This window comes from Gaetbulibacter saemankumensis DSM 17032 (genome assembly GCF_000425645.1).
Taxonomy (GTDB): Bacteria; Bacteroidota; Bacteroidia; order Flavobacteriales; family Flavobacteriaceae; genus Gaetbulibacter; species Gaetbulibacter saemankumensis.
This window is the reverse complement of record NZ_KE384430.1, coordinates 870,366-882,124: the sequence shown is the minus strand read 5'-3', so window position 1 is coordinate 882,124 and position 11,759 is coordinate 870,366. Positions and strand designations below refer to the sequence as shown.

Here is an 11,759-nt window from a genome sequence, read left to right as displayed (position 1 = left end):
AATATACGAGAGTGTATATATGTGTATCTTTGATTTTTAAAGAATCTTAACAGACTGGTATCATTACAAATGAAAAACCGAATTTTAGTTGCACCTTTAAACTGGGGATTAGGCCATGCGACCAGATGCATTCCTATAATCAATGCGCTAATCGCTAACAATTACAATCCGATTATAGCTAGCGATGGTACCGCCTTAGACCTGTTAAGAAAAGAATTCCCCAATTTAGTATATACCGAATTACCTTCATACGATGTCACCTATGCTAAAAAAGGCAAATATTTCAAATTAAAGCTATTAAAAGACTTGCCAAAACTCTTAAAAGCCATTAAAAAAGAAAAGATAGTAACGAATGAGATTATGGATGTTTTTCATATAGACGGTATTATTTCAGATAACCGACTAGGTGTTTACAGCAAACATGTACCAACAGCTTTTATTACACATCAACTTAATGTACTAAGTGGAATTACCACTTGGTTTAGCACAAAAATACATGAAAAATTTATCCAAAAATTTGATGAATGCTGGGTTCCCGACTTGGAAGGAGCGATTAATTTGAGCGGTAAATTAGGCCATGCAGCACACTATGAAATACCAACAAAATACATCGGTCCACAAAGTCGTTTTGAAAAACAGGACGTAGAAATTAAAAACAGACTCATGGTTTTACTCTCTGGCCCAGAACCGCAGCGTGGCATCTTAGAACAAAAACTATTACAGCAACTTGAAAATTATAAAAATGGTCAAGTTGTGTTTGTAAAGGGTATAATGGAAGAAAAACAACGTATTGAAATAAAAGATAATATCAGTATCTATAATTTTATGACCTCCACTTTATTAGAACAAACCATTAATGAAAGCGAAGTTATAATATCCCGATCTGGTTATACTACGGTTATGGATTTAGCTAAATTGAATAAAAAAGCATTCTTTATTCCTACGCCGGGACAAACGGAACAGGAATATCTGGCCAAACGATTAAGTGAATTAAAATTAGTTCCTAGTTGCGACCAAGATAATTTCCATTTAGGCATGCTAAATTCGATAGAAGATTTTAAAGGCCTATCAGGCTTTCATTTTAATAGTAATTTTAAAGAATTATTTAGCCTTTTCGAGCGTGAATGAAAATTCACTACCTACTCCATATTCACTCTCTACGTAAATCTTCTCTTTATGAGCTTCTATAATATGCTTAACTATAGACAACCCTAAACCAGAACCACCTTCCTTTCTAGACCCTGTTTTACTCACACGATAAAAACGTTCAAACAAACGTGGTAAATGTGATTTCTCTATGCCTTCCCCATTATCGGTAACGCGAACGATAACTTTATTTTTAATAAGATTTTCTATACTAACTTCGGTAGTTCCTTTTTCTCTTCCGTATTTAATAGAATTAACAACTAAATTTATTAATACTTGCTGAATGCGCTCTTTATCTGCCTTAACAAGTATTGGCTTATTATAATTTAAATCGAACGTTAAAGTGATTTTCTTCTTTAAAGCTTTCATTTCCAGCATATCAAATACGCTCTTCACCAATTGGACAATATCGAAGGCTTCAATTTCTAAACTTAAATCCCCCACCTCTAACTTTGTTATCATATCTAAATCCTGAATGATATAACTTAAACGTTCTACTCCCTTATTAGCGCGTTCTAAATATTTTTCACGTAAATTTTTATCATTCATCGCACCATCCAGTAAAGTGAGAATATAACCCTGAACTGTAAAAAGTGGTGTTTTTAACTCGTGAGACACATTTCCTAGAAACTCTTTCCTATATTGTTCTCGTACTTTAAGAGTTTCAATTTCTATTTTTTTATCACGAGCAAACTTATCAATCTCTCGAGTTAGCGTCTGCATATCGGTAGTAATGGTACCTTTAGTAAGACTCGTGGATTCTAAAAGTGTTAAATCGTCGTAAATCTTTTTTACCCTTCGATAAATAAACCGTTCTACCCGATATTGAATAATAGCAAAAGAGAAGGCATAAATACTTACGGCCAAAGCCAGTAAAAACCAAATTTTAAGCTCGAAAAAAGCATATAAAAAAACACCCGTTAAGAGCGTTATAAAGGCGGTTAGGTAAAATGATGTTTTTACCGCAAACCTATAAGATTTCTTAAATTTTGACTGCATTAATCTACAAACTTATAGCCTACTCCTTTTATCGTTTTAAAACTATCGTCTCCAATTTTTTCGCGAAGTTTACGAATATGTACATCAATAGTTCTGCCACCCACGACTACCTCGTTACCCCATACGGCATCTAAAATTTCGTCTCGCTTAAAAACTTTTCCAGGCTTTGATGCCAATAAAGATAATAATTCAAATTCTTTCCTTGGCAATACAATCTCTTTTCCTTTTGAAGTAATTTTGTATTCGTCTCTATTTATCTCGAGACTTCCTATTTTAACACTATCGGCGACATCCTCTTCCCTAAAACGACGTAATAAAGCCTTTACTTTACTGACCAAAACTTTTGGCTTAATAGGTTTGGTAATATAATCATCGGCTCCAGCATCAAAACCAGCTACCTGAGAGTAATCCTCTCCTCTAGCAGTTAGGAAAACAATAAGTGTATTTTGTAAATCTGGATTTTTACGTATTAATTCACATGCTTCGATACCATCCATTTCCGGCATCATAACATCTAAAATTATTAGTTGAGGTTTTTCCTTTTTGGCTTTCTTCACTCCTTCCTGACCATTTTCGGCTGTAATCACCTGATAACCTTCACTTGACAAATTGTAACCAACAATTTCCAAAATATCAGGCTCATCATCAACTAATAGGATTTTAATATCGCTCTTTTTCATTTTCTTTAATTATAAAATAATTACAGAGTAAAGATAAAATTATTAAGATTAAATAATCTTAAGTACTAAATTAATAACATTAACGTAACAAACAAGTTACATGAAATTAATCTTTCGACCAATGTTTAAAATCTTTAACATTTTTTGGTATAAATTTTGCAATTGATTGATTAACTTTAAAGTAACTAAAATAACCCTATGAAAAAACTCTACTTTATTTTTTCATTTTTTATATTAACCTTCTTTTTAAGCCATAACGGATATGGGCAATCTATAAAGAAAGGCAGTAATTCTATGCCACAAAAAATCGAAAATTTTTCTATTTATCCAAATCCTGTGACCAACGGCAGAAGCTATTTATATATTACCACCAAACATAACTTTACCAAGAAAATTGAAATCTTCGATGTCTTAGGCAAAACACTTTTATCTACAAACCTATCGAATAACGAGTTAAATATTTCTGAATTAAGCAAGGGAGTATATATTTTAAAAATCACAGAAAACAACATTAGCGAGACCAGAAAATTAGTTATTAAGTAAATAAATTGTTATTTCGATGTGAATAAACAGCTAAATAACTGATCATAATATTTTGTTAGATTTTTTTTACTAATTTTATAGGAATAAACTTATAATTTCTGTAAATATTATGAAAAATCTTTACTTTTTATTTCTCTACTTTATTATTTCAACATTTTCTTTTGGCCAAGCATCTGAATTATATTTTAGCATGTATGGAGAAGGTTCTTCCAACAATAAGTTTTTAGAAATATATAATGGTACCGGCAGTAGTGTTGATTTAAGTAATTATGCTATTGATATTTATTTTAATGGATCAAACTCAGTATCTAACACCTTAATTTTAAGTGGAATTCTTAGCAACAATGATGTTTATGTTATTTATAACTCTAGTGCAGATGTCGTAATTGTTAATAATGGAGACATAGCAGGTGGCAGTATTACAAACTTCAATGGAGATGACGCCATAGCATTAACCAAATCGAATACAATTATTGATTTAATAGGCGAAATTGGAATAGACCCAGGAAGCGGATGGAGTGTAGGTCTATCAGGAAACACTGCAAATCACACTTTAATTAGAAAAGAATCAATATGTGACCCTAACCCAAATCCCACTGGTTCTTTTACTTCAGAATGGTATACATTTCCAACTGATGACCAATGGGATAAAATTGGATCTCATGCAGGTTGTATTGCATCCAATACACCAACCATTGATGCTACATCATCGGTTACAGGATTTTTCTATTACCAAAACAATGGTCCTTCTGGAGAGGATACATTTTCGGTTAGCGCCTCTAACTTAACAACAGATGTTGTTATTACTGCCCCAACAAATTTCGAAATATCATTAAATAGCGGAACTAACTATACCAATTCATTAAACCTCACGCCATCAAATGGCACAGTGAGTCTAACTACCATATATGTACGAATGGTTTCTGGATTAACAACCAATAATTATAGTGGAAACATAACACTTACATCTACAGGAGCTACAGATGTTACGGTATCTTTAAGTGGCAATGTCGCACCAGATGATCCGATAATTTTCATTAATGGATCCATTAGTAACTTAGAATACAGCTTAGGCAATGGACCATCTGCAGAAGATTCTTTCACCGTAGAAGGACTGTTTCTAACAGACAATATAACAGTAACCGCTCCCAGTGATTTTGAAGTGTCACTTACCAATGGAAGCAACTTTGCTTCTTCCGTAACGGTAAACCAAACTGGAGGAACGGCAGCCGAAACAACCATATATATTAGAATGATTGCCGGTCTTAGCGAAAATACCTATTCAGGAAATGTAACAGCTTCTTCAACTAATGCCGCAAATAAAACGATTAGTGTATCGGGAACAGTAAATCCAGCCGCTATTTGCAGTTCTGTTGGAGATATTATTATTACTGAAATTATGAAAAACCCAGATATTGTAACAGATGCTAATGGTGAATATTTCGAAATTTATAATAAAACTGAATCTGCAATAAACTTAAAAGGCTGGACTATTTCAGATGCAGATGGAGAATCTTATACAATACCCGCAGATTTAATAATAAACTCAACATCCTATGCTATTTTGGGTATTAATAGTGATTATGGAACTAATGGAGGAGTTACCGTTGATCATGAATATACAGGGTTGAATCTTGCAAACAGCGCTGATGAAGTGATAATCTCCTGCTCTAGTACAATCATTGATGAAGTCTATTATAACGACTCTGACTTTCCCGACACACCAGGAGTAAGCATGCAACTTTCAACAACAACATTGAACCACACAGACAATGATACTGGAATAAACTGGGGGGAAGGAACTTCTACTTTTGGAGCTGGCGACCTCGGCACCCCTGGAACAGCTAACGATTTCACCCTATCAAACCAAAAAATAGCTATAGAAGGTTTTAAATTATTCCCTAATCCAACTTCATTAGGTTATGTAAACATAACAGCCAAAAGTACAGCAACTATGAATGTTTCAATCTATAATTTGTTAGGCAAACAAATCATGAAACAGACTGTAGCTAATAACACCTTAGATATTTCTAAATTAAATACCGGTATTTATATATTGAAAGTATCTCAAGATAAAGCCATTGCTACACAAAAACTTATTATTAAATAGATTTTCTGCCTATATAAATTTTAAAGCGTTGCCATCTGGTGGCGCTTTTTTATTTTATCTACTTTTGCTAAACGATAACTTATGATAGATAGCAACGCCATTTTTAACATTAAAAACCAAGGGGAGTTTGAGACTATAGCCTTGGAAGTATATAAATATCAGTTTGTAAACAATCCGGTATATCGATCGTTCTGCGATTTATTATATGTACACCCTAGTGACGTAAAATCCACCAAAGACATCCCCTATTTACCCATTCAGTTTTTTAAATCGAAAGACATTCTAAGCTCTAAAGATTCCGTACAAACAACTTTTAGCAGTTCGGGAACCACGGGAATAACTACAAGTAAACATTTAGTTACCGACTTAAAAATCTACGAACAAAGTTTTACTAAAGGTTTCAAACAGTTTTATGGTGATGTAGAAGACTACGTGGTGTTGGCCCTTTTACCTTCATACCTGGAGCGCGAAGGTTCTTCATTAATCTATATGGCAAATGCCTTTATCAAACAATCCAAGCACCAAGAAAGCGGGTTTTATCTAAATAATTTAAAGGAACTCACAGACACCCTCATAAAGCTAGAATCAGAAAACAAAAAAACACTCCTTATCGGGGTTTCTTTTGCATTATTAGACCTGGTAGAAACTTATCAGTTTAAATTAAAAAATACTATCATTATGGAAACTGGAGGCATGAAAGGTCGTAGAAAAGAATTGATTCGTGAAGAGCTTCATAAACAATTAAAAGCGGGGTTTGGTGTCGATGCTATTCATAGCGAATATGGCATGACAGAACTTTTAAGTCAGGGGTACTCTCAAGGGCATGGCATATTTAATTGTCCGAAATGGATGAAAATTTTAACACGTGACACCGAAGATCCATTAAGTATTCAGGAAACAGGTAAAACTGGAGGTATTAACGTTATCGATCTTGCTAACATAAACTCTTGCGCATTTATCGCAACGCAGGATCTAGGTAGAACTTATAAAGATGGTTCTTTTGAAGTCATCGGACGTTTTGATAATTCTGATATTCGAGGCTGTAACCTCATGGTTTTGTAGTCTAAATTTTATGTTTTAAATAGTCTGAAAAATATTTCCACCATTTGTAAGGAAACAAAAGAATAAACGTCTAACAACCTAGCTAAGAAAAAGAATGATTATTTTTTTAGTTGGTTGGTTAGTTGATAAAGCCTGATTGTACAATCAGGCTTTATTTTTCTATGCTACAGTAAGAACAAAATAGTTTTTCTTACCGCGTTGTAGCAGTACGAACTTATCGTTTATTAAATCGGAAACACTGACGCTATATTCAGCGGTTACCTTTTCTTTATTTACAGATATCGAATTTTCTTTTAAGGCACGACGGGCTTCTCCATTAGACTTCAAAAAGCCTCCCTTTTCGGCAAGAGCAGCAATAATATCTAAACCTTCCTCAATATCTTCTCTCGACACTTCCGTTTGAGGAACACCTTCAAAAATATCTAAGAATGTCTTTTCATTAAGTTGTTTTAAATCGTCACTAGTCGATTTTCCAAAAAGAATTTCACTGGCTTTAATGGCATTCTCTAACTCTTCTTTGGAGTGCACCATCGTGGTAATCTCTTCAGCCAGGCGTTTTTGTAAGACACGTAAATGCGGCGCCTCATTATGTTCAGCAATTAAATTTTCTATTTCCTCCCGTGATAAAAAGGTGAAAATTTTAATGTACTTTTCAGCATCAACATCACTAGTATTTAACCAGTACTGATAGAATTTATATGGAGATGTACGCTCAGCGTCTAACCAAATATTACCGCCTTCAGTTTTTCCAAATTTAGTTCCATCGGCTTTAGTAATTAATGGCCAAGTGAGTGCATACCCTTTTCCGCCCTCAATACGACGAATCATTTCAGTACCCGTAGTAATATTTCCCCATTGATCGCTACCTCCCATTTGCAAAGTACATTGATGGCTTTTAAAAAGATGTAGAAAATCGTAACCTTGAACTAACTGATAGGTGAATTCGGTAAAACTCATCCCAACTGACGATTCTGATGACAATCGTTTCTTAACTGAATCCTTTGCCATCATATAATTAACAGTAATATGCTTACCAACATCACGAATAAAATCTAAAAACGAGAATTCCTTCATCCAATCGTAATTGTTTACCATCAATGCCGCATTTTCAGCATTACTATCGAAATCTAAAAATCGAGATAACTGCTCTTTGATAGCATTTTGGTTGTGACGAAGTGTTTCTTCATTAAGCAAATTACGCTCGGCCGATTTCCCTGAAGGATCACCAATCATACCCGTAGCTCCACCAACAAGCGCAATAGGTTTGTGTCCTGATAACTGAAAATGTTTAAGCCCCATAACACCTACCAAATGTCCAATATGCAAGGAATCGGCTGTAGGATCAATTCCAACATAAGCTAAACGCATGGCCTCTAATAAATGTTCTTCGGTCCCTGGCATACTATCTTGAATCATACCACGCCAAGTTAATTCTTCTACAAAATTCTTTATCATTTTTTATATTTTTGGAAAACTACGACAAAGATAAAAATCAATGTATAATTACTCATGTATTATGAATAATTCTTTACTTTAGTTCCATGATTTTAGTTACAGGAGGAACAGGCTTAGTTGGTGCGCATTTACTTTATAATCTTGTAAATAGTGGAGAAAAAACAAGAGCCATTTATAGAAACGAAAAGAAGTTAAGGCAAACCAAAGACGTCTTTGCTTGCTATACCAACAATTACCAACTTCTTTTTGATAAAATTGAATGGGTTCAGGCCGACATACAAGACATTCCTTCTCTTGAAGCCGCTTTCAATCAAGTAACCCATGTTTACCATTGCGCAGCATTTGTTTCTTTCGAGCCAGATAAATATGCTCTGTTACGTAAAATTAACATCGAAGGCACTGCCAACATCGTTAATATGTGCTTAGAGAAAAACATACAAAAGCTATGCTATGTAAGCTCTATTTCTACTTTAGGCAAACCTATCAATAATGAACTCATTACCGAAGACACGCATTGGAATCCAGAAAATGAAAATACGGTATACGCGATTACTAAATACGGTGCAGAAATGGAGGTTTGGCGCGCAACGCAAGAAGGATTAAATGCTGTTATTGTAAATCCCGGCGTTATACTAGGATCCGGTATCTGGAAATATGGAACTGGTAGTCTTTTTAAAAAAGCAAAAAAAGGTATTAAATACTATACACAAGGAAAAATCGCTTTAATAGACGTAAAAGACGTAATTGATATTATGACTCGTTTAATGGCAAGCTCTATTACGAACCAGCGTTTTATATTGGTTGCAGAAAACTGGAGTTACAAAAAATTTCTTCAAAATTTAGCAGAGTCAGTAAAAGGTGCTATTCCCAATAAACTAGCTTCAAAGGGGTTATTGAGTATTTTATGGCGACTTGATTGGTTAGCACATAAACTTATTGGAAAGCGCAGACAACTAACCAAACATTTATGCGTTTCATTATCTGCCGAAAAAAATTACAGTAGCGATAAAATAATAGAAGCCTTAAATTATAAATTTACCCCTATCGAAGGGAGCTTAAAGTCTATTTCTGATCAATTTCTGAAACAGGATCAATAAGAATACCTTCCTCCAATTCCTTCTTATCCAATAATTGCTTTTTTAAAGAATCCTTACTAAAAAGTTTCATAACGGAATCGTGTTCCTTAATTACGTTAAGTGAATCTAAACGCTTTTTCTCCGCTTCCTCTTGCTCCTCAAATTCTTTTAATGTGTTTTTTAAACCCTCTAGGCTATCTACAATCTTTTCGTAAATCTCTTCGTAATCGTCAATATAATAAGCATAATATTCATTACTCTGAGCAAATTGCAAACTATCGATACCGTATTTTTCTAAAACATACTTATCCACATCGATACCAGCTTCGCGCATTTTTCTTTTATTAATACCACTGGACGACCCTATTAATCGCGCGTCGATTAAAATGTTAATCATGTCTTTTTTAGAGATTAGATTATCTGGCTTTTCGGGCTTCCCTGAATTGTTACAGGAAAGGACTAACGCCAATAATACACCTCCTACTATAAATCGTTTTAACATATTACCGATTAAATGTTAAGCGTTTTGCTGCCTTGGTTTTACTAAATTTAGCATTTTGGTAAACCAAACTACCATTTACAAAAGTATGAGTAATTCTCGATTTAAAGGTGGTTCCCTCAAAAGGCGACCATCCACATTTATATAAAATATTATCTTTATTAACCGTCCAAGGATTATTTAAATCAACCAGTACTAAATCGGCAAAATAACCCTCTTTAATATAACCGCGCTTTTCAATTTCGAATAAAATTGCTGGGTTATGACACATTTTTTCAACCACCTTTTCTATTGAAATTTTACCACGATGGTACATTTCTAACATAGCGGGCAAAGCGTGCTGCACTAGAGGTCCTCCTGAAGGTGCATTGGTATAAACATTTTTTTTCTCATCGATAGTATGAGGTGCATGATCGGTAGCGATAACATCGATACGATCGTCTAACAAGGCCTCCCATAATTGATCTCTATCTTTCTTGGTTTTTACTGCAGGGTTCCACTTGATTAAAGTCCCCTTTTTATCGTAATCTTCATCCGAAAACCACAAGTGATGTATACAAACTTCGGCCGTTATCTTTTTATCTTTAAGCGGGATTTTATTACTAAATAATTTAGTTTCTTTCCCTGTAGACAGATGAAATACATGTAACCTCGCTCCTGTTTTCTTTGCTAATTCAATAGCTTTTGAAGAAGAAATATAACAAGCATCTTCACTTCTAATTATAGGATGACATTTAATTGGAATGTCCTCACCATACTCATCTAAATGCTCCTGAAAATTCTTTTTTATAGTTGCCTCGTCTTCGCAATGTACTGAAATAACCATGTTCGTACTTTTGAAAATCTTCTCAAGAACCTCCGGATTATCCACTAACATATTTCCTGTTGATGAACCTAAAAATAATTTTAATCCAGCTACCGATTTAGGATCAACCTTTAAAATTTCGTCCAAATTATCGTTAGTTCCACCAAACATAAACGAATAATTAGCAGAGGATGTTTTTGCGGCAATATCAAACTTAGCCTCTAACTTTTCAATAGTAGTGGTCTGCGGATTGGTATTTGGCATTTCAATAAAAGAGGTAATACCTCCCGCAATGGCAGCTTTCGACTCGGTTTCGATATTAGCTTTATGTGTCAAGCCTGGTTCTCTAAAATGTACCTGATCATCTATTGCTCCAGGTAATAAGTATTTACCTTCTGCATCAATAACATGTACATCTGCAGACTTCGCACTAATAGTTTCATTTATTTCTTTTATGGTGTCGCCTTCTATTAACAAATCACCATTAAAGACCAATCCTTCATTAACAATTTTAGCGTTTTTTATCAACACCAATTTATCTTTCATACCCATTACTTTTTTACTAATAAACTATTTATTTTCATCGATATTACTCCAAAAATAGCTTCTGAAATAATACTTGAACTTAGCTTGGATTCTCCCCGTGTTCTGTCGGTAAAAATAACAGGAACTTCGGTAATTTTAAATTTTTCCAAATAAGCTTTAAATTTCATCTCAATTTGAAAGGCGTAGCCTATAAATTTTATCTTATCTAAATTAATAGTTTCAAGCACCTTGCGTTTATAACAAACAAAACCTGCAGTCGTATCATGAATTTTCATACCCGTTATAAAACGTACGTAGCGCGACGCTAAATAAGATAATAACACTCTGCTCATTGGCCAGTTTACCACATTTACTCCAGTAACATAACGCGATCCAATAGCTAAATCAGCCCCTTCAGCATGACAAGCATGATAAAGTTTAGGCAAATCATTTGGGTTATGGGAAAAATCTGCGTCCATTTCAAAAATATATTGATACGCTCTGGCTAATGCCCATTTGAAACCATGAATATAAGCCGTACCTAGTCCAGCCTTTTCCTGACGTACCTCAAGAAATAAGCGGTTCTTATATTCAGTTTGAAGTGCTTTTACTTTATCTCCTGTTAAATCTGGCGAATTATCATCGACTACCAAAACATGCACGTCATCCGATTGGGAAAATACTGCCTTAATGATAGCCTCTATATTTTCAATCTCGTTATAAGTTGGAATGATTACGATAGTATTTGTCATTCTTTTGTTTAAAATGATACCAGATTATTTTTAGCAAATGTAAACTATTCAGACTTGAAATATTTTAAATATTCCTTAATAATTAAGCCATTTAGTGAAATTTTTAT

11 protein-coding genes are annotated in these 11,759 nt (G+C 34.1%); 5 read left to right on the top strand and 6 right to left on the bottom strand.

Annotated elements, in window-relative coordinates; all coding sequences use genetic code 11:
• Positions 1–69: 69 nt before the first annotated feature.
• A complete protein-coding gene (locus H611_RS0110585) occupies positions 70–1,128 on the top strand; it encodes a glycosyltransferase (protein ID WP_027138349.1) in 1,059 nt (352 codons plus the stop codon).
• Here H611_RS0110585 and H611_RS0110580 read toward each other — a convergent pair.
• The gene (locus H611_RS0110580; protein ID WP_027138348.1) at positions 1,102–2,145 is read right to left on the bottom strand and encodes a sensor histidine kinase; all 1,044 of its coding nucleotides are present in this window, start codon (positions 2,143–2,145) and stop codon (positions 1,102–1,104) included. The two genes, H611_RS0110585 and H611_RS0110580, sit on opposite strands and share 27 nt — an antisense overlap.
• On the bottom strand, positions 2,145–2,825 hold the full coding sequence (locus H611_RS0110575; protein ID WP_027138347.1) for a response regulator transcription factor: 681 nt from the start codon (positions 2,823–2,825) through the stop codon (positions 2,145–2,147). The genes H611_RS0110580 and H611_RS0110575 overlap by 1 nt, the downstream gene beginning before the upstream one ends.
• Before the next feature lie 198 nt (positions 2,826–3,023).
• Here H611_RS0110575 and H611_RS0110570 point away from each other — a divergent pair, with 198 nt between their 5' ends.
• The 3 genes from H611_RS0110570 (at position 3,024) to H611_RS0110560 (ending at position 6,540) form a co-directional block, all read left to right on the top strand.
• Positions 3,024–3,368, top strand: a complete 345-nt coding sequence (locus H611_RS0110570; RefSeq protein ID WP_027138346.1) for a T9SS type A sorting domain-containing protein — start codon at positions 3,024–3,026, stop codon at positions 3,366–3,368.
• A 109-nt stretch (positions 3,369–3,477) separates the two neighbouring features.
• Positions 3,478–5,478 carry a lamin tail domain-containing protein gene (locus H611_RS14540; protein ID WP_051238786.1) on the top strand — a complete coding sequence of 667 codons (2,001 nt, stop codon included), beginning with the start codon at positions 3,478–3,480 and terminating at the stop codon, positions 5,476–5,478.
• An 81-nt stretch (positions 5,479–5,559) separates the two neighbouring features.
• On the top strand, positions 5,560–6,540 hold the full coding sequence (locus H611_RS0110560) for a LuxE/PaaK family acyltransferase (RefSeq protein ID WP_027138345.1): 981 nt from the start codon (positions 5,560–5,562) through the stop codon (positions 6,538–6,540).
• 159 nt (positions 6,541–6,699) lie between these two features.
• Here the strand turns inward: H611_RS0110560 and tyrS are convergent, their stop codons facing one another.
• Positions 6,700–7,995, bottom strand: coding sequence for a tyrosine--tRNA ligase (gene tyrS / locus H611_RS0110555; RefSeq protein ID WP_027138344.1), 1,296 nt, complete (start codon positions 7,993–7,995; stop codon positions 6,700–6,702).
• Between the two features lie 86 nt (positions 7,996–8,081).
• On the opposite strand from tyrS, the gene H611_RS0110550 reads away from it, so the two are divergent.
• Positions 8,082–9,092, top strand: a complete 1,011-nt coding sequence (locus H611_RS0110550) for an NAD-dependent epimerase/dehydratase family protein (protein ID WP_027138343.1) — start codon at positions 8,082–8,084, stop codon at positions 9,090–9,092.
• On the opposite strand, the gene H611_RS0110545 is transcribed toward H611_RS0110550, so the two are convergent.
• Genes H611_RS0110545 through H611_RS0110535 form a run of 3 tightly spaced genes read right to left on the bottom strand, consistent with a single transcriptional unit; the run spans position 9,058 to position 11,652 of the window.
• Positions 9,058–9,573, bottom strand: a complete 516-nt coding sequence (locus H611_RS0110545) for a DUF4296 domain-containing protein (protein ID WP_027138342.1) — start codon at positions 9,571–9,573, stop codon at positions 9,058–9,060. The two genes, H611_RS0110550 and H611_RS0110545, sit on opposite strands and share 35 nt — an antisense overlap.
• A 1-nt stretch (position 9,574) precedes the next feature.
• A complete protein-coding gene (locus tag H611_RS0110540) occupies positions 9,575–10,921 on the bottom strand; it encodes a dihydroorotase (RefSeq protein WP_027138341.1) in 1,347 nt (448 codons plus the stop codon).
• A gap of 5 nt (positions 10,922–10,926) precedes the next feature.
• Entirely contained in the window at positions 10,927–11,652 is a 726-nt protein-coding gene (locus H611_RS0110535; protein WP_027138340.1) for a polyprenol monophosphomannose synthase, read from the bottom strand.
• Between the last annotated feature and the right edge of the window lie 107 nt (positions 11,653–11,759).

Coding starts and splice junctions, on each gene's coding strand:
- H611_RS0110575 (WP_027138347.1), bottom strand. CDS start 2,825: ATGAAAAAGAGCGATATTAAAATCCTATTAGTTGATGATGAGCCTGAT.
- H611_RS0110585 (WP_027138349.1), top strand. CDS start 70: ATGAAAAACCGAATTTTAGTTGCACCTTTAAACTGGGGATTAGGCCAT.
- tyrS (WP_027138344.1), bottom strand. CDS start 7,995: ATGATAAAGAATTTTGTAGAAGAATTAACTTGGCGTGGTATGATTCAA.
- H611_RS0110550 (WP_027138343.1), top strand. CDS start 8,082: ATGATTTTAGTTACAGGAGGAACAGGCTTAGTTGGTGCGCATTTACTT.
- H611_RS0110560 (WP_027138345.1), top strand. CDS start 5,560: ATGATAGATAGCAACGCCATTTTTAACATTAAAAACCAAGGGGAGTTT.
- H611_RS0110540 (WP_027138341.1), bottom strand. CDS start 10,921: ATGAAAGATAAATTGGTGTTGATAAAAAACGCTAAAATTGTTAATGAA.
- H611_RS0110580 (WP_027138348.1), bottom strand. CDS start 2,145: ATGCAGTCAAAATTTAAGAAATCTTATAGGTTTGCGGTAAAAACATCA.
- H611_RS0110535 (WP_027138340.1), bottom strand. CDS start 11,652: ATGACAAATACTATCGTAATCATTCCAACTTATAACGAGATTGAAAAT.
- H611_RS14540 (WP_051238786.1), top strand. CDS start 3,478: ATGAAAAATCTTTACTTTTTATTTCTCTACTTTATTATTTCAACATTT.
- H611_RS0110545 (WP_027138342.1), bottom strand. CDS start 9,573: ATGTTAAAACGATTTATAGTAGGAGGTGTATTATTGGCGTTAGTCCTT.
- H611_RS0110570 (WP_027138346.1), top strand. CDS start 3,024: ATGAAAAAACTCTACTTTATTTTTTCATTTTTTATATTAACCTTCTTT.